9 protein-coding genes are annotated in these 24,017 nt (G+C 39.6%); 6 read left to right on the top strand and 3 right to left on the bottom strand.

Features of this window, described 5'->3' with window-relative positions; all coding sequences use genetic code 11:
- Positions 1-36: 36 nt before the first annotated feature.
- The 3 genes from DNG35_RS03990 to metK all read right to left on the bottom strand — a co-directional run bounded on the left by DNG35_RS03990 (position 37) and on the right by metK (position 3,475).
- Positions 37-1,401: an acyl-CoA dehydrogenase family protein gene (locus DNG35_RS03990; protein WP_111126470.1), complete on the bottom strand. Its 1,365-nt coding sequence runs from the start codon at positions 1,399-1,401 to the stop codon at positions 37-39.
- Between the two features lie 93 nt (positions 1,402-1,494).
- On the bottom strand, positions 1,495-2,136 hold the full coding sequence (locus DNG35_RS03985; RefSeq protein ID WP_111126469.1) for a MarC family protein: 642 nt from the start codon (positions 2,134-2,136) through the stop codon (positions 1,495-1,497).
- Between the two features lie 82 nt (positions 2,137-2,218).
- Entirely contained in the window at positions 2,219-3,475 is a 1,257-nt protein-coding gene (gene metK / locus DNG35_RS03980) for a methionine adenosyltransferase (RefSeq protein WP_111126468.1), read from the bottom strand.
- Positions 3,476-3,639: 164 nt separating this feature from the next.
- Here metK and DNG35_RS03975 point away from each other — a divergent pair, with 164 nt between their 5' ends.
- The 6 genes from DNG35_RS03975 to DNG35_RS03950 all read left to right on the top strand — a co-directional run.
- Entirely contained in the window at positions 3,640-4,065 is a 426-nt protein-coding gene (locus DNG35_RS03975; RefSeq protein WP_111126467.1) for an OsmC family protein, read from the top strand.
- Positions 4,066-4,186: 121 nt separating this feature from the next.
- Complete coding sequence (locus DNG35_RS03970; RefSeq protein ID WP_111126466.1) at positions 4,187-9,181, top strand: GEVED domain-containing protein; 4,995 nt, start codon at positions 4,187-4,189, stop codon at positions 9,179-9,181.
- Positions 9,182-9,338: 157 nt separating this feature from the next.
- Positions 9,339-16,406: a GEVED domain-containing protein gene (locus DNG35_RS03965; protein WP_111126465.1), complete on the top strand. Its 7,068-nt coding sequence runs from the start codon at positions 9,339-9,341 to the stop codon at positions 16,404-16,406.
- A gap of 80 nt (positions 16,407-16,486) precedes the next feature.
- Positions 16,487-20,686 carry a T9SS type A sorting domain-containing protein gene (locus tag DNG35_RS03960; RefSeq protein WP_158524869.1) on the top strand — a complete coding sequence of 1,400 codons (4,200 nt, stop codon included), beginning with the start codon at positions 16,487-16,489 and terminating at the stop codon, positions 20,684-20,686.
- 66 nt (positions 20,687-20,752) lie between these two features.
- The gene (locus DNG35_RS03955) at positions 20,753-23,542 is read left to right on the top strand and encodes a gliding motility-associated C-terminal domain-containing protein (protein ID WP_111126463.1); all 2,790 of its coding nucleotides are present in this window, start codon (positions 20,753-20,755) and stop codon (positions 23,540-23,542) included.
- A gap of 79 nt (positions 23,543-23,621) precedes the next feature.
- On the top strand, positions 23,622-24,017 hold a 396-nt coding region (locus tag DNG35_RS03950; protein ID WP_146228831.1), incomplete at its 3' end, for a PorP/SprF family type IX secretion system membrane protein.

The following is a 24,017-nucleotide window of genomic DNA, read 5'->3' as shown; positions in this document are numbered from 1 at the left end:
AAATACGTAAAATATTTTCTTTTGAGGTATAGATTTCTAATTTACAAATGCACTGTAGCCTGTAATGGCTCTACCTACAATCAGGGAATTGATTTCTTTGGTGCCTTCATAACTGTAAATAGCTTCTGCGTCAGCAACAAAACGTGCGACATCGTGTTCTAATAAAATACCATTTCCGCCTAAAACCTCGCGTGCTCGACTCACAATGTCTCTTGTTCGCATACTACAATACACTTTAGCAAGTGAAGCATGTTCATCGGTTAAGATGCCTTCGTCTTGCATTTCTGACAAGCGAAAAACCATCGTTTGCATTGCGGTAAGATTAGAAAGCATCTCTACCAAATGGTTTTGAATAAGCTGGTACGAAGCAATAGGTCTGCCAAATTGTTCTCGCTTTTTGGTGTATTTTAAAGCGCTTTCGTATGCTCCTCGAGCGCAACCAACTGCTTGCCAAGCAACACCGGCACGTGTCATTTTTAATACTTTTGCCGTGTCTTTAAAAGAATTGGCATTTTGTAGGCGATCACTTTCGTGGATTTTGCAATCGGTTAAGGTAATTAGGGCATTTTGCACGATACGTAACGCCATTTTGTCTTTAATCACTTCAGCTTTAAAACCTGGGTTTTCTTGACGAACTAAAAAGCCTTTGACCTGTTTGCTGTCAATATCTTTTGCCCAAATAATAATCACATCAGCAAAAGTGGCGTTACCAATCCATTTTTTTTGCCCGTTGAGAATCCAATTTTCGCCATCAAATTTGCAGGTGGTTTCCATACCTTGCGAAACGGCAGAGCCTACATTTGGTTCGGTTAAACCAAAAGCACCAATTTTTTCTAATCGCTGCATTTTTGGAAGCCATTCCTGTTTTTGTGCTTCGCTTCCGCAAAGGTAGATAGAGCCCATGGCCAAACCACTGTGAACGCCAAAAAAGGTTGAGATGGAAACGTCTACGCGAGCGATTTCTTGGGCGGCAATGCCTTCCATGAGAAATGGTAAATTAGGGCAACCATAACCTTCGTATGGTAAGCCAGAAATATTGAGTTCTGCTAACTTTGGGATGATTTCCATCGGAAATTTTGCTTTGTTCCAATGGTCATTTACCAAGGGGCGAATTTCATCTTCCATAAAATTGCGCACCTTTATCTGTAAGTCGCGTTGTGGTTTGGAAAGTTTCAAATCTAAGTTATAAAAATCTCCATCGATAGGCGGAAGTTGATGTTGTCCTTTTTTACCTTGGGAATTCAACATTTTCATCATTCCTTTGAGTTGGCGGTCGTCTAATCTTCCTAGAGTCTCCATCGTTTTCTTTAGGTCTATCTTTTCGTTAATTTTTGCTAATTGGTCTAAATCGACACCTTTTAGTAAATCGATGGTGTTTTTTATTTTTTTGAACAAAGACATACAGCGGATTTATTTTTTATTCTTTAAAAATAGAGATTAAATCCACAGGAATTTGTTAAAATAATGAGAAGAAATTTTAGCGTAAGATTTGCATTAATTCATTTTTCCAAAAATATCGATTAAAATAGGTTTTAATCCCGAAAAGAAAAACTCTACAGCGATTACCATGACGATAAGTCCCATCAAGCGCATCAAAACATTTTGGCCAGTTTCTCCCATGAGCTTTAGAATTTTAGAAGAGCTCCAAAGAATAATAAAAGTGAGTAATAAGACTATAAAAATAGCTGAAATCAATACAATTTTATGTGTAACGCTTGTGGCGTCTTCCATCATCACGATAGCATTGGTTAATGCGCCTGGGCCAGAAATCATAGGAATAGCCAAAGGTGTTATGGAAATATCGTTGACATAACTTTTTACTTGGTCTTCTTTTACTTTGATGGTTGCCAATCTCGCTTGTAGCATATCCATACCCATGAGAAAGAAAATTACCCCACCAACAACCCGAAAACTGTTGACAGAAATTCCAAAAAACTTAAATAAAAGCTGTCCGGAAAAAGCAAACAGAACAATCGTAAAAAAGGCAGCTATGGTTGCTTTTTTTGCAGTTTTTGCTCGATGCTTGTCGTCAAGATTTGAAGTCATCGTCATAAATATAGGCATTGTCCCAATCGGGTTGATTAGCGTAAAAAAGGAGGTGAAAGCAAGAAAAGCAAATGCGATGATTTCGTTCATGAATTTAAATTTGGTGCAAAAGTAGAAAAATAAAAAAGCAGCCCAAAAGCTGCTTTCATTTTTGTGTTTTATTTAGGTTTTTTTACAGCCCAAAAGCAGTTTTTATTTTGTCGATATAATCGAGTTTTTCCCACGTAAAAAGTTCGACTTCTTTTTCTACTTTTCCTGAATAAGGACTCTCAAAAACCTTAGTCACCACTCGAGGTTCTTTCCCCATATGTCCGTAAGCAGCAGTTTCTTTATAGATAGGATTGCGAAGTTTTAGTCTTCGCTCGATAGCTGCGGGTCGTAAATCAAAAATTTCTTTTACTTTTTGGACAATTTCACCGTCAGGTAAATTTACCTTCGAACTTTTATAAGTATCTACAAAAATAGAGGTGGGTTCTGCAACACCAATCGCATAAGAAATTTGTACCAAGATCTCGTTGGCAACACCAGCGGCAACCAAATTTTTAGCAATATGTCTTGCGGCATAAGCAGCCGAACGGTCTACTTTACTTGGGTCTTTTCCGGAAAAAGCGCCACCGCCGTGAGCACCTTTACCGCCATAGGTATCGACGATGATTTTTCTTCCCGTTAAACCGGTATCGCCGTGAGGCCCGCCTATTACAAATTTTCCAGTAGGGTTGATGTGGTAAATAATGTCTTCGTTAAAAAGCGGCTGAATTTGTGCTGGCAATTGCTTGATTACTCTCGGGATTAAAATCTCTTTGATGTCTTTTTTGATTCGCGAAAGCATCACTTCGTCCTGACTATCAAAAGGATCGTGTTGTGTGGAGACTACAATCGCTACAATTTTCTGAGGAATGTTGTCGTTGCTGTATTCTATAGTAACTTGGCTTTTTGCGTCGGGTCTTAAATAGGTGATTTCTTTATTTTCGCGACGTAATTTGGCAAGTTCAATTAAAATTTTATGCGAAATGTCAAGCGCCAATGGCATATAATTTTTGGTTTCTGAGGTAGCATAGCCAAACATCATTCCTTGATCGCCGGCACCTTGTTCTTCTTTTTCCGTTTTATCTACGCCTTGGTTGATGTCTTGCGATTGCTCATGAATAAGGGAGATTACACCGCAAGAGTCACCACTAAATTGGTATTCACCTTTGGTGTAACCAATTTCGTTGATGGTGTTTCGGGCAATTTCTTGCACATCGATATACGTTTCGGATTTTACTTCACCCGCCAAAACTACTTGTCCTGTGGTGACAAGCGTTTCACACGCGACTTTAGAGTTTTCATCAAAAGCGAGAAAATTATCTAATAATGCGTCGCTAATTTGATCTGCAATTTTATCGGGGTGTCCTTCAGAAACACTTTCTGAAGTAAATAAGTATGCCATAAATAGTAATTTGTAGGGAAGCTGACTTGTGATTCTAAAAGAATACTTTTACTGTTTTAGCATTTTTTAGGGTTGCAATCAGTCAAATTTCTCCCTGAATTAGGCGACAAATTTAAAAATAATTTCACGAAAAAACTATCTTTAACATTTATAAAACAGTTGAAATGAAAATAAGCTTAAAGCGAATAAACAGTTCGTATAATTTTGAAACCGTAAACGAAAACGGTGACATCGTTTTGTTAGATAACCGTTCTGAAGATGTGCTAAATGGTTCCAGTCCGATGGATTTGCTGCTGCGAGCTATTGCAGGTTGTAGTAGTATTGATATCGTATATATATTAAAGAAACAAAAAATAGAACTAGATAATATTAAAGTTGAAGTGGAAGGAATAAGAAAAGAAGGGAATATTCCTAATGTGTTTACAGAAATTATCCTTACTATATTCATTGAAGGAGATTTACCAGAAGCTAAGCTTTTAAGAGCGGCAGAATTGTCGTTTACTAAATATTGCTCGGTCTCTAAAATGTTAGAAAAAGCGGCAAAAATCAATTATGTTATTTTCCTGAATGGTAGTGAAATTAAGGTCTGATAATGATATTGTCATGAATTTTATTTTTTTATTACTTTTTTTTTAGTAAAAAATAATTTTTATTATATATTTGATAGCTATTGTAGATTATTAATATTTTCTTAACTAAACATAAATTTTTATGGCAAAAAAATACTTATTCTTATTTTTGGGTTTTTTAGCTTGTGGACTTTATGGGAATGCACAAGTGCAAACCATCTCCGCAACCTATAGCGCTGGAGATATACCTACGGCTTTTAATGCTTATGACTCAACTTGTAATGGTCCTTCGACAGCACTAACAGTAACCTTGCCTGCAACTACAGGGAATTGGGAGGTTTTAGGTGTTGATATAGCTTATGATATGACTGCTGCTAATGTAGCTTACATGTCTGAACAACGATCACGAGTACATTTTCAAAACAATGGTTTTACAGAAGCAACGATAAATGGTTCTGGAAGTACAGGAGGGACTTTCTCATATAGTAGAACAGCTCTTACCTTTGCAAATGGTTATTACGCAGGAGGAACCAGTCTAATTTTTGAAATGCAGGCTTGGAGGACTTGGGGTTCCACAGCTCCAAATGCAGGGTGCGGTACCCACTATAATAAAGTAGATAATAATACATGGATAATTACAGTGCATTATCAGGTGCCACCAACGTGTATTTCACCAACAAACGTGCAAACAGGAAATGCGACAAATACCTCTATTGATGTTGCTTGGACAGACACCAATACACCAACACCAGCAAGTTGGAACATAGAATACGGTGCACCAGGTTTTGCTCAAGGAACAGGAATTACGCATGTAGCGACCACCAATCCAACTACTATTGGTAGCTTAACGACAGATACCGACTACGAGTTTTATATTCAAGCAGATTGTGGAACTACTGATGGAACGAGTTTTTGGGAGGGGCCTTTCGCTTTTTCAACAACCATAGATTGCTCTATCTATACTTTAGATATTACATCTTCTTCGGGAGATACTGTAGCTTGTCAAGGTACCGCTACTTTAACAGCAACTTCTACAGGAACAGGGGATGATATTTATTGGTATGATGCTGCAGTGGGAGGAAACATTGTAGGGACAGGAAGTACTTTTGTAACTCCTGTTATTTCAACCACAACTTCTTATTGGGCATCAGAAATAAAAATGGAATCGGGTTCAGGTGGTGCTACGCCAACTTATTGTGTTCCAACTTATCCAACCGGGTGTACAGTTGGAGATGATATAGATGATTTTGACATGTCTAGTGCAGGAATATCGCACACAGGTACAGGGTGTTCTACAGGTGCTTATGCAGATTATACGAATGACCCAAACTTAGTAGGGGTGATGAATATTGGGAGCACCTATAGTTTCTCTGCAACGCATAATTTTGCTAACCAATGGTTGAAAATATGGATTGATTTAGATCAAGATGGAACTTTTAGTGCTAGTGAGCTTTTATTTGCTTCACCAGGAGGATCCGCTAATACTACAGGCTCTATAACAATACCTGGAGCAAATGGAGGAGCGACGGTGATGAGAGTGATGGGTAGGTATGCAAACTTGCCTACAGATGCTTGTAATCCAGGAGGAACATTTGGAGAGACGCACGACTATAAGGTTATTATAAGTGATGTAGCTTGTGAATCACCAAGAGAGGAAGTGGTTGCAACAGTAGATGTAAATGGAGATGTTCAGGTGACAACACTTCCTTATAATGACTCTAATAATGATACGGCGAATTATGGAGATCCTTTTGCTGGTTCTCCAGGATCTAGTTGTGGGACAACAGAAAATTACCTTAACGGAAACAATGTGGTTTACAAATTTACAGCACCTAATACGGAATTAGTTGACATTTTACTATCAGATTTAACCGATTTCTATGCTTCTGTTTTTGTATATGATAATTGTGGAGAGATTGGTAACAATTGTCTTGCAGGAGAAATAGCTGGGCCGAGTGATGATGATTTTGGCATAGAAGATTTCCAAGTCACCGCTGGTGAAGATTACTATATAGTAGTGTCTAGTTGGTTATCATCTACAGTAGGATACACTTTAGATATTATACCATTCGATTGTGCTAGTTTGGCTACGCCAGATGGTGATTCTCCTCAAGATTTTGTAACAGGGGATATGTTAAGCGATCTTGAAGTGGAGACTACTGAAAACCCAGCAACTTTAAATTGGTACGCAGGTCCAGGAGCAACCAGCCCTATTTCGGATACGACAACTTTAATGGATAATACTACTTACTTTGTCACGCAAACTTTTAACGGTTGTGAAAGTGCACCAACTTCAATATTGGTCGAAGAAATAGATTGTAGTGCTCTAGCGATTAATCAGGTTACAGACACAGGTGCGGTTAATTGTCAAGGACAAGTAACCTTTACAGCAACTGCTAGTGGGACAGGTAATGAGATTTATTGGTATGATGTTGCGACAGGAGGAAATCCTATTGAATTTGGGAACACCTTTACGACACCAGTATTAACAAGCACTACGTCTTATTGGGTTTCAGAGGTAAATGCCGAAGGTCTGACTTCAACAGGTAATGCCAAACCTGCGATTACACCGGGAAGTACTGATTTTGGAGGTGCTAATTATGGTTTGATTTTTACGGCAAACCAGTCTTTTACGATTGTTGAAGTTGATATTTACCCAGACGGAGAGGCAGGAACTTTTGATATAGAATTAGTGGATCATGCCACGAATACCGTGATTACCAGTACTTCGGTAACGGTGCCTAATATGAATGGAGATACGCCAATGACGGTACCATTAAATTTCTTTGTGCCTCAAGCAGGTGATTATAGACTGATTCAACAAGGGGTCATAGATATGACGAGAGATTTCTCAGGGATAACTTTTCCGTATGACTTAGGCCCAAATGGTTCGGTGGGTCAAGTTACTTCGGGTTGTTTTGGAGCTACAGGCTCAACTTCTACAAGTTATTACTACTTCTATAACTGGACAATATCTACAGGGGAGTTAATTTGCGAATCTACACCGCGCACAGAAGTTACCGCAACAGTTAATCAAACAGGTGATGTACAAGTAGCTTATACTGACTTGCCATATAACACAAGTGATTCTACAGCTATATACGGAGATAGTTTTCAAGGAGACCCTGGTGCTGACTGTCCAGGTGCTGCTTATTTAGATGGAAACGAGGTTATCTATCAATACACGGCAGATCCTGTAAATGACGATATTTTACAAATAGAATTGTCAGGAATTACGAACCCTAACACGGGAATGTATATTTACACCAGTTGCGGGGAAGTAGGAACCAATTGTTTAACGGGAGTGACCAATGAAGATTCACCTTCTGCAATGGCTATTTCCGATTATTACATCAATGCAGGGGAGACCATATTCATTGTGATTTCTTCAGAAAATAATACAGTAAATTATACCTTAGATATCTATGGGTTTGATTGTGCGACAGCACCATTAGTTGATGTTGATACTGCGCCGTATTTTGTGCAACCAGATACATTAAGTGATATAGATGTAGGAACAGATCCTAATAGCACAACCTATACGTGGTATGCCGATGCAGCATTAACCATGCCAGTTGCAGACCCAACTATTGAAAATTTAGTAGATGGTATGACTTATTATGTGACCCAAACTATTTTAGGTTGTGAAAGTGCTCCAGTGGCAGTAACAGTTGTAGAATTTAATTGTGCAGCGATGGGGGTTTCTCAGACAAATGATGTGGTCATCTGTGCGCCAGGAGGTAACGTGACATTATCAGCTCAAAGTACGGGTATAGGTTATGATATTTTTTGGTATGATGCAGCATCAGGAGGTAATGTCGTTGCAACAGGAACGAACCCTTCACTAAATGTAACGCAAACCACTTCTTTCTGGGCTTCAGAAGTCTATTTGGGTAGCGGAGTAACTGCTGGGCCAATTTCAAATACTTATTGTGTACCTTCTTATCCAACAGGTTGTACGGTAGGAGATGATATTGATGATTTTGTAATGTCGACTGCAGGGATTAGTCATTCAGGTACAGGATGTTCTGCTAATGCTTATACAGACTATACTACTGACCCTTCATTAGTTGGAAACATGACTATAGGAAACACTTATAATTTTAGTGCAACGCATAATTTTGCTAATCAATGGCTTAAAATTTGGATTGATTTGAACCAAGACGGTACTTTTGATGATGCTACTGAACTTTTATTTGCTTCTACTTCAGGATCGGCTAATACAACAGGTTCGATTACTATTCCAGGAGGTACTTCTGGTTCTACAGTAATGAGGGTGATGGGGAGATATGCAGGATCACCAACAGGTGCTTGTAACCCAGGGGGTACTTTTGGCGAAACACATGATTACAAAGTAATAATTGGTTCTATTCTTTGTGAGAGTACAAGAGAAGAAGTGGTTGTGACTGTAAATGACCAACCTACAGCAGTTCCAACGGGTACAAGTATCCAAAAGCTTTGTACAGGAGCTACGATTGCAGATTTGACGGCAACAGGATCAGACTTACAGTGGTATGCTTCAGATACTGCGTCAACGCCTCTGGGTTTAAATCATGAATTGGAAGATGGTGAGACATATTATGTTACCCAAACCATAGATGCATGTGAGAGCCAGACACGCTTGGCGGTAACGGTAGAGATTAAAGATGTTGCGGCATTGCCAACAGGTCCTACAAACCAAGATTTTGTACAGGGAGAGACCATATTGGATTTAACCGTTACGGGAACCAATTTAACTTGGTATACGAGCAATGACGGTATGATTTTTACCGAGGTTACAGACCCTTCACAGGTAAACCTTACCGATCAGACCACATATTACGTAACCCAGACCCCAAATGGTTTCTGTGAGAGTGATAAATTGCCCATCAAAGTCCATAGGGTTGTTGGTTTAGATCATCCTAATTTTGAAGGTTTGGTTTACTATCCAAACCCAGTTAGAGACTATTTGTCGATCGCTAATAGAAAGGCAATCGATGAGATAGTGGTGTTTAACTTGCTGGGTCAGCAGGTGGTTAGTGAGAAGTTGAATACAACAGAAGCAATAATAGATATGTCTTACCTTGCTGCTGGGCCTTATATGGTAAAAATCACTGTAGAAGAGAAGTCTACTATGGTGAAAATTATAAAAGAATAATTTTTCACACATTGAATTTATGATAAAAAGGAGTGGTGGTTACTGCTCCTTTTTTTGTTAAGATTATTTTAAAGATTTAGTTCGTATATCCTAAGTATATCTAAAATATTTTTTTTATATTTGAAGCTAATGTTAATAGTTCTTAAAATTTAAACATATGAAAAAAAATTACATGCTAAGTTTTATTTTGGCTTGCTTTACTATGGTTTTTGGGTTTTCCCAAAATTGTAGTACACTTGCTATAACAAATACGGTAGATGGCTCGGTTTGTGGTCCAGGTAAGGTTGTTTTAGAAGCGACTTCGTCCGGAACAGGAGATGATATTGTTTGGTTTGATGCCGCTACAGGTGGAAATTATGTCGGTTCAGGAAATGTTTTTGAAACTGCTGTGCTAACATCCACTACGCAGTATTGGGCGACAGAAGTCTTGTACTCAGGTACTCCAATAATCGGTGATGCAGAAACAGTTTTTACTGCGGGAGCTTCGAATAACTTAAGTGCTATAGGTAGCACGGTTACTTTTGCTGTTGAAAACACAAATTCTAATTCTATTACTATTACGGGTTTGGATAACTATATGCCCGCAAATGTTACTAGAGAGCATGAGTTATGGTATCACGCGACAGATTTGACAGGTCCTCCTTCTGCAATCAACGCTTCAAATGGATGGGTTTTGGCAACTCCAGCGCAGACATCAACCAGTGGTGCTTCTATAGGGCTTTCTAATATTTTCAATAATACTTCTATAGTTATTCCAGGGAATACGGTTTATCGTTTTGCTTTGGTGATGACTGCAAATACTAGCGGGGTGTCTACATTTTACTATTGGGGTAATACCACAACGCCTGCAGCTCCAAATAATTTTTCAAGCAATGGGGTGAGCCTTTTAGTGGGAGATAATAAATTGGGCGGTACGGATAATGTTGGTTATAGTGGGCCTTCCACGAATCCTACAGCTAATAATCCTAGAGCATTTTACGGAAAAATTTATTTCGATTCAGTGGCGATTCAATGTGAGTCTACACCTAGAATGCAAGCGACAGCGACCGTAAATACTGCGGGCGATGAACTGGTGACATCTCTTCCTTATACAGATACGGATGATACGGCAAACTATGCCAATAATTATACTGGTGCCCCAGGGAACGATTGCGGCACGGCCGATATGTATTTAGATGGGAATGAGGTGGTGTATGAATATACGGCCACTGCCGATTATATTATGACGGCTGAGTTGGCAAACATCACGGCAAACGAAACAAGTATATTTGTCTACGAATCTTGTGCCGATATAGGTACAGATTGTTATGCTGGAGCGGTAAATGAAAACACAGGAACATATGATTTACAGTTTTCGGTTGTAAATGGTCAAACCTATTATATAGTGGTTTCCAGTTCTGCCGTAACGGGAACCTTCCCTTATACGTTTAATTTAGATGGCGTGCTTTGTACGAACTATCCTGCGCCAACGGGATCGGCAACACAGGATTTTATAGCTGGGCAGACATTGGCCAGTTTAGATGTGACCGGCTCAGATCTTACATGGTACAGCGATGCGGCTTTGACTACGGTCATTCAAGACGATACGGTGATGGTTGATAATACACCTTATTATGTAACACAGTCTTTCGGGACTTGCGAAAGTCCAGCTTTGACCATAACCGTAAACGAGGTACAGTGTTCGGTACTCTCAATAGTTTCATCGCAAGGAGCGTCTGTTTGTGGGGAAGGCGTGGTCGAGCTTCAAGCAACCGGAGCGGAACAGGCTGTAGATACCAGGATTTGGTGGTATGAAAACGCTACAGGAGGCACTCCTATTGGTAAGGGAGCAACCTTTACCACTCCTGAAATAGCAACAACAACTTCTTTTTGGGTGTCTGAAGTCGCGGCGACAGGTTCTGTTTTAACAGGTCAAGGCCAGCCAACTTCTTCAGGAACTTTATCTACCACCACTAACGGAGGTATAATTTTAGACGTCACGCAACAGATGACCTTAATTGATGCTGAAGTGTTTAGTACATCAGCAGCAGGAGGAATCTTAAATGTGGAATTAAGAGATATAAATAATGGTAACGCTACAGTGGCTTCAGCTTCGGCTACGATGCCTGCGGGAGGAACTTCTGCGGCGCCAATTTCTGTGGTAGTGTCTTTGAATTTTAATATAGCTCCTGGTCAATACCGACTGGTGAAAGTTTCTGGGCCTACTTTTAGGTATGAGTCAGGTTCTTTTCCAGATCCTCTAGGGACTTACGGGTCTGTTACAGGGGGTGCAACGGCAACGGGAACATCAACCTTACAGTACATTTTCTATAACCTAACGATTGGTGATGAGCAAGCGATTTGTTCGTCTAGTCCAAGAACAGAGGTGATAGCAACAGTAAACAATGCAGCGGATATCGTTACGACAAACCCATTACCTTATGTAAATACAAATTCGACAGGTGCTTTTGCGAATAATTATGCGGGAGATCCAGGTAACAATTGTAATACTACAGATGATTACCTTGATGGTAGTGATGTGGTGTATGAATACGTGGCAGATACCGACAGGGTGGTCAAAATAGGTCTTTCAGCAATCACTGGTAATGATGCCTCGGTTTTTGTTTATGAGAACTGTTCGGAAATTGGAAATTCCTGTTTAGCGGGAGCTGTAAACACGGGGTCGTCTTCTGATTTTGCAATAGATGAGTTCACGGTCTATGCGGGAGAATCTTATTTTATTGTGGTTTCAGGTAACGGTACGCCAATGAGTATAGATTATACCTTGACAATTGAAGAGGCAATGATCAATTGTGCAGATTACACTACAGGTCCAACGGTAGACGATCCAGAATATTTTAACCCTGGAGATACTCTTGGTGACTTAGATATAGAAGGTGCCAATTTAACTTTTTATTCGGATGCGGCAGGAACAATGATGCTTCAAAATACAGACCCTGCAGTAGATGGCGCTACTTATTATGTAACACAAACATTAAATGGCTGTGTGAGTAATATTGTAGCAGTAAATGCAGAAGAAATTATTTGTAATATTTTGGATATTACAAGTTCTATGGGAGATACAGTACCTTGTGTAGGTTCGGCAACTTTAACAGCCACACCTTCCGGTAATGGTAATGAGATTTATTGGTATGATGCTCAAACTGGTGGAAATCTTGTAGGGTCAGGTCCAACATATACTACGCCCCAAATTACTTCAACTACTTCTTACTGGGCTTCAGAGGTGTTGGTTGATAATGGAGGTTCAGGAGGAGGCTCTGGTTGTGCAGATCAACTGCAAACAACATTTGCCACAGGTTCAAGTTGTGGTGCAGGTAATATGTTTGATCTTGTAATTAATAACTCTATGTTGATAGAAGGTTTCACAATATTACCAAACGCAACAAGTTCTTCTTTTCCTGTTGATATTTATTATGTGGAAGGAGGATTTACAGGTACTACTCAGGCTGACTGGACTCTTGTAGAAAGCCTTTCGGTTAATGCTACTTCAGGTCAGCAATTACAATTTAACTTGACAAACGGTGTTCTTTTGGACGCTGGTAAAACTTATGGTATATATATATTAGCAAATTTACGTTATACGCCTAGTGCTAATACTTTTTCTAATGCTGATTTAACTTTTAATTCTGGAAATGGTAACTGTTCTGCATTTGATTATTGCTGTTCTCCTAGAACATGGAATGGAATAATTCACTACGATTTATGTGGTGGAAATACTATTATCTGCGAATCTCCAAGAGAAGAGGTGATTGCAACAGTGGATACCAATGGTGATATCCAGGTAACGACTTTGCCCTATACCGATGCCAATAACAATACTTTAAACTACGGAGACCCTTACGAAGGAACGCCAGGAACCAATTGCGGGACGACAGAGAATTACCTGAACGGTAACGATGTAGTGTACAAGTTTACGGCGCCCAATACAGAGTTGGTTGATATCCAGCTTTCAGATCTAACGGATTTCTACGGAGCTGTATTTGTATATGACAGTTGTGGTGATTTGTTAGACAACTGTTTAGCGGGAGCGGTTGCAGGACCGAGCGATGATGATTTTGGGATAGAAGATTTTCAGGTGACTGCAGGAGAGGATTATTATATAGTTGTATCGAGTTGGTTAACTCCAACCATAGGGTATACACTAGATATTATACCATTCGATTGTGCGGCTTTGGCAGCACCCGATGGAGATTCTCCTCAGGATTTTGTTGGAGGAGATACCTTGGCAGACCTAGAGGTAGATACTACTGAAAATGGAGCCACTTTAAATTGGTATGCGGGGCCAGGAGCTACTAATCCAATCCCAGATACGACAACTTTAATGGATAATACTACTTACTTTGTCACGCAAACTTTTAACGGTTGTGAAAGTACGCCAACTTCAATATTGGTCGAAGAAATAGACTGTAGTTCTTTGGGGATTACAGCAACCACGACGGGTACGGTAAGTTGTCAAGGCGAAGTAACCATGACGGCGACAGGCAGTGGAACAGGGTCAGGAATATATTGGTACGATGCTCCAGTAGATGGAAATGTAGTGGCTACAGGTAATACTTTTACCTCACCAACCTTAACCACCACTACATCCTATTGGGTGTCGGAGATCAACTTGGTCTCTGGAAGTGTAGGAGGTTCAGTTCCTTCAGGATATTGTATCCCGACTTATGGAACGGGCTGTACTTCTGGAGATGTACTAGAAGATTTTGTAATGCTTGATGCAGGAATCAATCATGTTGGTAGTGGTTGTTCGCCTAGCGGATATGGAGATTTCACCAATGATCCAAGTTTAGTGGGTACTCTCTCTGTGGGTCAGAGTTATGACTTTAGCACAGTGCATGGACCTACTTTTAGTCAAGGAATAAAAATATGGATAGATTTAGACCGTGATGGAGCCTTTAACGATACTAATGAGTTGTTGTATACTTCATCGGGTACGGCACTAGCTCATACAGGTTCTATTACTATCCCCGCGACTACTGGAGGGCCAACTGTGATGCGTATTGTAGATAGATATGCAGGAACACCAACAAATGCTTGTACGCCTGGCAGTACATTTGGAGAAACCCATGATTATAAAGTAGTGATAGGGGAAGTCTTATGTGAATCAACTCCTCGTACAGAAGTTGTGGCTACAGTAAATCAAACGGGAGATGTACAAGTGTCTCATACAGACTTGCCTTATAACACGAGTGATTCTACAGCGATCTACGGAGACAACTTTGAGGGCGATCCGGGATCGGACTGTCCGGGAGCAGCTTATTTGGATGGCAACGAAGTCGTATATCAATATACCGCAGATCCTGTAAATGATGATATCTTACAAATAGAATTGTCAGGGATCACGAACCCTAATACGGGTATGTATATTTACACCAGTTGCGGTGAGGTAGGAACCAACTGTTTAACAGGGGTGACCAACGAAGATTCACCTTCTGCTATGGCTATTTCCGATTATTACATCAATGCAGGGGAGACCATATTCATTGTGATTTCTTCAGAGGCTGCAACGGTCAACTACACCTTAGATATTTATGGATTTGATTGTGCGGCAGCACCACTGGTAGAGGTAGATCCTGCACCTTATTTTGTACAGCCTGATGTGTTGGATGATATTACTGTAGAAACAGATCCTAATAGTACCTCTTATACGTGGTATGCCGATGCGGCATTAACCATGCCAATTGCAGACCCAACTATTGAAGATTTAGTAGATGGTACGACTTATTATGTGACCCAAACTATTTTGGGTTGTGAAAGTGCTGCAGTAGCAGTAACTGTTGTGGAGTTTGATTGTAATGCAATGGGAGTTTCTCAAGCAGATGATATTATAATCTGTGCTCCAGGAGGTGAAGTGACCTTGAATGCACAAACAAATGGCGTAGGTAATGAAGTGATTTGGTATGATGCGGCAACAGGAGGCAGTGTGTTAGGTACAGGAAACAGCCTTGATGTGAATGTTAGCAGTACAACTTCTTACTGGGTAGCAGAAGTGTTTACAGACGGAACAGTGCCTGTTCCGGGTTCTGCTAGGCTTGCACCAGACCCTGGAAGTAGTGATTTTGGAGGGTATTATGGTCTTGAATTTGTTGCTTATCAATCATTTACATTGGCTTCGGTAGAGATTTATCCAGATGGCGAAGCAGGTACATTTAATTTACAATTAGTAGATGATTTAACAGATCAAGTACTTATAACGACACCAGTTACGGTTCCGAATATGGACGGTGCAACACCTTTTGTTGTCACTCTTAATTATAATATTACTCCAGGTACTTATCGTTTAATGCAGGATGGAAATATTGATATGACTAGAGATTTTGCCTCTACCACAACCTATCCATATCCGATAGGAGCAAATAGTATTTATGGTGAGGTTACAACAGGTCAGTTTGGAGCAACGGGCTCTAATACAACCTCTTATTACTACTTTTATAACTGGACAATAGGATCAGCAGACATTCTTTGTGAGAGTACAAGAGAAGAAGTGGTTGTGACTGTAAATGACCAACCTACAGCAGTTCCAACGGGTACAAGTATCCAAAAGCTTTGTACAGGAGCTACGATTGCAGATTTGACGGCAACAGGATCAGACTTACAGTGGTATGCTTCAGATACTGCGTCAACGCCTCTGGGTTTAAATCATGAATTGGAAGATGGTGAGACATATTATGTTACCCAAACCATAGATGCATGTGAGAGCCAGACACGCTTGGCGGTAACGGTAGAGATTAAAGATGTTGCGGCATTGCCAACAGGTCCTACAAACCAAGATTTTGTACAGGGAGAGACCATATTGGATTTAACCGTTACGGGAACCAATTTAACTTGGTATACGAGCAATGACGGTATGATTTTTACCGAGGTTACAGACCCTTCACAGGTAAACCTTACCGATCAGACCACATATTACGTAACCCAGACCCCAAATGGTTTCTGTGAGAGTGATAAATTGCCCATCAAAGTCCATAGGGTTGTTGGTTTAGATCATCCTAATTTTGAAGGTTTGGTTTACTATCCAAACCCAGTTAGAGACTATTTGTCGATCGCTAATAGAAAGGCAATCGATGAGATAGTGGTGTTTAACTTGCTGGGTCAGCAGGTGGTTAGTGAGAAGTTGAATACAACAGAAGCAATAATAGATATGTCTTACCTTGCTGCTGGGCCTTATATGGTAAAAATTACTGTAGAGGATAGATCAACGATGGTAAAAGTTATGAAAGAATAAAAAAAGGGAGTACAACAAGAAAAGAATGCTTTTCTTGTTGTACTTTTAATAAGTATTAATACAACTAAATTTAATAAATGATGAATAAAAATTACTTTCTTTTAAGTCTTGTGTTTTTATTTTGCTGTATAGCAATAAATACATCAAAAGCGCAAGTGCTTGTTTATGAGGATTTTGAAAACGGTGTTTCTATGCCTGCAGATTTTCCAGGATGGAATACAGGTCTACCTCCTTTTGTAGTGACAGATACCGATCCTTGTTCTGGAGATCAGTCGGTTAGAGTAAATTCTTCAGGAGGAAACATTACAACTATCCAATATGCTTCTCAAGTAACAACAGGATTAGCAATTGAGGTTTCTTTTGAGTATAAAGTTGTTGATGTTGTTTCTGGTAACCCTGCTGCTGCCAATGCTGCATCTATCGCATTACAATATTCGATAGATAATGGTACTACTTGGACGACCTATAATACACTAACGGCAGCAACCTTAGATTGTTCTACGCAAACAGACTTAATCCCTGCGGCAAGTTTACCAACAGGATCAGATTTTGCTTGGAAGATGGAAGTGACCAATTTAGGTTCAGATGTATATGTGTATGTGGATAAGTTTACAGCAATAGAGCAAGTTTCTTGTATTCGCCCTACACGCGTGCAAGTAGATGAGTCAACCATTAGTTTTGATGAAGCAGATATTTCATGGTTAGATCTCAATAATCCTAATGCTACAGAATGGGAAGTAGCAGTTTGTCCTATTCCTGGACCTCCTTCTACAGTATTTTGTACCTTTACTACAGTGACAGGTGCCGTAAATGCAGACGGAGAAATGAGTACTACCTTAACGGGTTTAACAGATGGGCAGACTTATTATGTTCATGTGAGAGCAATTTGTGGACCATCAGATACGAGTGCATGGTCATCTTCAATACAGTTTCAAACCATTGCCTTGGGTTCTTATTGTGAAGTAGCAATAGAAGTAAACCAGACCCCAAGTGCACCAGATAATAGTATCGATTTACCATATTCTGATACAGATCAAACAGATAGGTTTGGTTTTGCAGATTATGAAGGTGACCCAGGTGGAGGTTGTAATGCCACTTCAGATATTCTAGATGGTTACGAAGTGGTCTATCATTTTACAAGTAGTCAAGATGATATTTTGACAGTTGATGTAACAGGCTTAGCAAATGGTGTTACTACTGGGGTTTTCATTTATGAAATGTGTAGTGATATTGAGAGTATATGTTTATTTGGAGCCGAGTCTCAAAACGGTGCCGATATAGAGATTAATAGTATTTATGTAAATACGGGAGATGAAATATATATCATGATTGCAACGATAGATGGTTCTGGGAATCCTATCAATTCACCTTACACATTAGATATTGAAGGCTTCGACTGTGCTTCATGGGTGGTTCCAGATGGTAATACAACACAGGCATTTGTGAGTGCTGCATCACAGACGTTGGCAGACTTCGATAATGCTTCACCACTACCAACTCCAGCTCCTTCAAATGCTGCAGGCGCTTACCCAACTATAAACGGAGCAACTTTACAATGGTATCCAGATTTAGCGGGAGCACCAGATACTGCTAACCCAATTGCAAACCCAAGCACAATTGTTTTAACAGATGGCGACGTGTATCACGTGACCCAAAATGTAGGTGCATGTGAAAGTCCAGCTTTAATGATTACTTTTGAAGATATCGATTGTAATACAGATTTAGGCGGGATATCAAACCCAATTGGGGATGAAGTATGTGAAAGCGGAACGATGACACTTTCGGTGACAAAAAACGCTAGTGTATATGATGATCAAACACAAGTTTATTGGTATGATATGGCTTCGGGAGGAGAAGTGGTAGGCGTAGGTGATAGCTATGCGACACCTAACTTGACGCAGACTACATCTTTTTGGGCAGCAGAAGTATTCTTAGGAAGAGGAAATTTAATACATCAAGCTAATCCAGGACCTGTCGCAGGAACTACTTCTACTTTAAATTACGGCGTAAGGATTAGTGTAAGCGAACCTATAAAGATTTCTACGGTAGAAGTATACGCTGCAGGAAGTGGAAATTTAGAACTTGAATTGGTACAAACGGTAAATTCCTCTGGAGGAGCTTTACAATCAACATTGTCTAAAACAGTTGCGCTAAACGGAGGAACAGCTTCTTCGCCAACATTAAATGTTATTAATTTAGATTGGAACTTACTAACTTCTGGAGAATATTACCTACGTAAAGTATCTGGTCCTGCATTATTATATACGGCTTCCGGAGATGCTGATTTTCCTTATCCTTTAGGGGCTTCTGGTGCTGTAGTTGGTGGTGCAACTACCTCAGGGTCTAACTCTACGAATTATTATTATTTCTATGACTGGACAATTGTAGCGCCACAAGTTTTATGTGAGACACCAAGACAAGAAGTGGTAGCGACTGTTCATGAAATATTACCAATCACAACGAGTGCAACCAATATGATTGTTTGTGTAGGAGGTCAAGCGGACTTAACAGCAACGAGTACAGATACAGATTATCAATATACTTGGACTTGGACTGATGCCAATGGGGCGCATACAGATTCTGGCGCAAACATACAACCTACGGTAATAGCCAATACCACTTTTGAAGTTACAGGTTATAACCCGATTACAACATGTAGTACAACTTCTACAATAGATATTACTGCTAACGGTGTTGGTAACCTAGGTGTAATCCCTGTAAGTGAAAATATCTGTGCAGATGAAATAATTAAGTTAACAGCCGGCTCAGAAATTTATGATTTTGAAACTGGAGCTCAAGGATGGACTTCAGTAAATACTTCAACAGCCCCTTACGGAAATGTTGCTAGTGCAGATTGGAATATTGTAAGTTCACCACATTCGCCAGCAAATAACCCATTAGCATCCTTGTCTAGTCCAGATGATTCTCAGTATTACCTTGCTGTTTCAGATCAACTAGGGCCAGCATGTACCTTAGATACAAGGCTTATCTCACCAACAATCAATTTAGTTGGAGTGGCTGGTGTAGAAGTGAGTCTAGATTATTTCTTTAGAGCTTACCCTGCAGATTTTACCAATCAAGATACCGAAGCACAGGTGCAAGTTTCTATAGATCAAGGGCCATGGCAAAACATACAAGCCTTAACACCAGTGATTGATGTAGATGGACCATTTACCAATACTACAGTAGATTTAGATCAATATGTAGGCTCTTCTGATGTTCGAATTGCAATCCACTATTCTGGTGGATGGGGTTGGTGGGTTGCTGTCGACAACATTGTTATTTCTCGTAGTTTTGCAGACGGTTTTGTAAGTTGGTCGCCAAATACAGACTTATACTTTGATGATCAAGCAACTGTACCTTATGATGGTTCGCCAGTAAATGAAGTGTATTTTACACAATCTGCCGCTGGAAACTATCAATATACTGCAAACTTAGATTTCACAAGTTGTCCTGATGTAAGTAGTACCGTAGATATTAACGTATATTTTACGACACCGCCTACAACAACTAGTACAACACAGCAATATGTGACAGGAGATACCACTGGAGATTTAGATGTTACAGGCACAGATATTAAGTATTATGTGATTGATACAAATGGTGAGTACGATTTAGTGACAATTAACCATTTATTACAACATGGTGAAACCTATTACATTACACAAACCCTAAATAATTGTGAAAGTGATTATTTGCAAATCACAGTGGAGTTAGATTGTCCTTCGCCAACAAATTTAAGCATAGGTAATCAAGAGCTTTCTTTAGACGGTACTACGGTAAGTGCAGTGATAGAATGGGATGTGCCAGCAGTGCTTTCTAGTATCCAAAGCTATATCTTGAGAGTTTATGAGCCAGGTAACGAAGCCAACCCTGTATATACTACTGCAATAAACGATAGTAGTAAAGACTTCAAAGTGGTAAATGGTTTACCAAAGGAGACTAACTTGGTTGCGGAGCTTTATTCACTTTGTGATCCAAATATCCCCGTAGAAAGTGCTCCTAGATTAACAGAGCCTTTCCCTACTATTAATACGGAAAACACGGTATTTAACGGATTGAGTTATTACCCTAACCCAACCAATAATAGGGTTAATTTTGAAAACGCATTGCCGATTGAAAAGGTTGAAATTTACAGCTTATCAGGTCAACAAGTTCTCAAACAGCAAGCAGGTGCAAATGAAGTTGCTATATCGTTAGAAAGATTTGCTTCAGGAACTTATTTTGCAGCTATTTATGTTGATGGAGTTAAAAAAGTAGTAAGAATTATTAAAGAATAAATAAAAAATTATTCCTTCCTCATGCTATTTGGGGAAGGAATATTTTAAAGATTAAATCCTAACATTATGACTAAAAGATTACTTTACAAAAGTGTCATTGCTAAAATAAGCCTATCGTGTTTATTCTTAGTCATGAGTACTATGGCAGTAAATGCCCAAACGCCACCGCCAGCTCCAACTGGTCAAGCAAGTCAGTATTTTTGCTCGGCGACCAGCTGGCTAAATGCTGGTTTTACAGAACCAGACGATACCTTTGATGAGTTATATATATATGGTGAGAACCTCACCTTTTATGCCGATCAAGCATTGACCACAGTACTACCTGTGAGTACACCTTTGCAAGATGGTACTACTTATTATGTTACCCAAACTGTAGCAGGAGTAGAAAGTGCTCCACTTGTGGTAGATGTAACCGATAGAGAGTGTGGATGTATCAAAAACCATAAATTTGAGTCTTACGACGGAACCCCTGATTCTTCAGGAAATTACGATGCTTTTGATGAATCTTATCAGCAAGGGCATAAAACCTGTGGAGGTTCTACGGCAGCAGCAACTTCTATTCCTGTTGGAGCACCAGATAGCGCAACCAATGCTACCTTGGTGTCATTCGGAACAGACAATAATACACCACTTGCAAGAACTACTCCTGATAACCCTTATTCAGAATACGGTTTTCGTTTAAATAACGGGGCTGGACAAGGTTCAGCTAACGGAAAAGTAAACCATATGACGAAAGAGTTTATTGCAGGTGAGGTATTTGTATTTAATTTTGCTGCAGTATTTCAGAATCCTTTAAATCATGAATATGATGAGCAACCTTATTTTTATGTAGCAATCTATGATGAAAATGGTGATTTGTACACTTCACGTTGTATCGTGTCACAGCCTTCAGACTGTATTTTCTTTGGTAGTGCAGGAGATGTACTTTACAGTGAATGGTCATGTATGAAGTTAAACACCTTACCGTTGATAGGGGAAAAGGCAACCGTACAATTTACCATGGGTGACTGTACCTTAGGAGGTCATTGGGGTTATATGTATATAGATGATTTGTTTGTAGGAGATAACATAGACTCTCCTTGTGATTCACCTTCTTTCGGATATATTGCGATGGAGTCGGTAAATTCAAGTCCTACGACATTAGACTGTGTAGTAGATGTAGCGGGTACAGCACAATCTTGTGGCGACACCATTAATGCATCAGTACCTTTCCCTATCGAGGTTTGTGGTACCATTAAAATGCCAGTGAGTAACACTACTCCACCAAATATAGACGATCTCACTTTAGCAATTTTGCAAAATGGGGTTCAGGTAGGAACAGCCACTAACCCAACGGTTAACGGAGACCAATTCTGTTTCACGGTTGATGCGAGTGATGTAAATGTATCGCCTTACGGTCAGTTCGAATTATCGTCCTATGTAGCTTACGACTTAGATTGTGGAGAGGCTTATACGATAGAAATTACAGATACCGCTAATGTAGATATTTGCCCTACAGCAGTTTGCGCAGCACCATTAGAAGTGTGTAGTAGTTCAGGTAATGGTATAGGTACTTTTGACCTTACTCAAGCAGACGCAGAATTTAGAGGTACAGATTGGGGGCCAGCCGATGTAGATATTACTTACTACGAAACAGACGTAGACGCGATAGATGGTAATGCTGCAAATGCTATTGCATCGCCTACAGCTTATCAGAATATCACGCCGTATAACCAAGTGGTATACGCAAGATTAGACTGGCACCCTCAAGGAAGTCCAACGCAGTGTTTTTATGTAATGCAGTTAGAACTAACGGTCTACGAAGATCCTATTGTAAATATGCCTGCCCAAACGGTAGCTTGTGGTCCAGGTGCTTTTAGTGTACCTATTGTAGCAACACCTGCTAATATTACAGATTTAACCAATGTGACTTATACTTGGTATAGAAATGGAAATTTAATGGCATTTTCAGGGAGTTATTATACAGCTACACAAGGGGGTACATATACTGTTGAAATTGCAGAAGCAAATTGTTCTACAACAGTTACTACAGATGTAGTTTATGCAGAGTATACCGTAGATTTAGGTGCTCCTCTAATTGATTTGTGCGGCACAGGAGATAGTGTAACTCTAACAGCAGATATTACAGATGTAGCCAGCTCACCAGCAATGGACATGAATGACGTAACTTATTTATGGAACACTAATGAGACTACGCCAAGTATCACAGTGACACAGTCAGGGACATACACAGTAACCACAGATTATTTAGGTTGTGTACAAACCGATATGGTAAATGTACAAATCAGTGAGCGCCCAGTGGTAGATTTAGGAACAAATCAAACGATTTGTAATACACCAAATGACCCAACCGATGATGCGGTAATTACTGCAAATATTTCTAATTACCAAGCATCTGAAGTTGAATTTGTATGGTATTTAGACGGCGGTATAATTGCCGGAGAAACGGGGCCTACAATTACGGTGAATACGCCTGGTACTTATGTAGTAGAAGTAAATGAAATTGGTGCGCCAGACTGTATAGGAGAAGATACAGTAGAAGTTTCTTTCTATGCAAATGAAGGTTGTGTATTACCACAAGGAATCTCACCAGATACAACAATCGGTCTTAATGACTGTTTAGATTTAACATTTTTAAATGATAGATCTGGAATTCAAAACATCAAATTCTTTAACCGTCATGGTAGACTTATAAACGAGTTTGATAACTATACCGATGATTTTTGTGGGGCAGACCAAAACGGTAATGCCTTACCAACAGGTACTTATTTCTATGTAATGGTGTTGGCAAACGAAGATGCTGTTCACGGTAAAGTGAAAAAAGGTTACGTTTATATCAACAGAGAGGCTAATTAATCTATCAATATTTCCAGAGGTCTAAACCTCTGGAAATAAATTTAATATAAAACATACTACAAACAACAAAAATCATACTATGAGAAAACTATATTATTTATTGTTGGCAGGATTTCTCTTTATAACCATAAAGACAAATGCACAGCAAGACCCTCAGTATACTCAATACATGTATAATATGAACGTAGTCAACCCGGCTTACGCAGGGTCAAAAGACCACTTAGACGTTGGGTTATTATACAGGAGTCAATGGAATGAAATTGAGGGGGCGCCAACTACCTTTACTTTTAATACTCATTCTCCAGTAGGTGAAAATACAGGCTTGGGTTTATCTGCTATTAGTGACGAAATAGGTCCCATTAAAGAGACCAATGTCTATGCAGATTTCTCTTATACGCTACGTTTTGCTAACTCTAACTTAGCTTTTGGATTAAAGGCAGGAGCTACTTTTCATGATGTAAACCTTATGGAGTTG

This window comes from Mesonia sp. K7, assembly GCF_003233725.1.
Taxonomy (GTDB): domain Bacteria; phylum Bacteroidota; class Bacteroidia; order Flavobacteriales; family Flavobacteriaceae; genus Mesonia.
The sequence above is the reverse complement of the archived record's forward strand: the minus strand, read 5'-3'. Positions and strand labels throughout refer to the sequence as shown.

Bases quoted from the DNA above. Each gene is read 5' to 3' on its own strand.
- DNG35_RS03990 (WP_111126470.1), bottom strand. From the start codon at position 1,401: ATGTCTTTGTTCAAAAAAATAAAAAACACCATCGATTTACTAAAAGGT.
- DNG35_RS03985 (WP_111126469.1), bottom strand. From the start codon at position 2,136: ATGAACGAAATCATCGCATTTGCTTTTCTTGCTTTCACCTCCTTTTTT.
- metK (WP_111126468.1), bottom strand. From the start codon at position 3,475: ATGGCATACTTATTTACTTCAGAAAGTGTTTCTGAAGGACACCCCGAT.
- DNG35_RS03975 (WP_111126467.1), top strand. From the start codon at position 3,640: ATGAAAATAAGCTTAAAGCGAATAAACAGTTCGTATAATTTTGAAACC.
- DNG35_RS03970 (WP_111126466.1), top strand. From the start codon at position 4,187: ATGGCAAAAAAATACTTATTCTTATTTTTGGGTTTTTTAGCTTGTGGA.
- DNG35_RS03965 (WP_111126465.1), top strand. From the start codon at position 9,339: ATGAAAAAAAATTACATGCTAAGTTTTATTTTGGCTTGCTTTACTATG.
- DNG35_RS03960 (WP_158524869.1), top strand. From the start codon at position 16,487: ATGAATAAAAATTACTTTCTTTTAAGTCTTGTGTTTTTATTTTGCTGT.
- DNG35_RS03955 (WP_111126463.1), top strand. From the start codon at position 20,753: ATGACTAAAAGATTACTTTACAAAAGTGTCATTGCTAAAATAAGCCTA.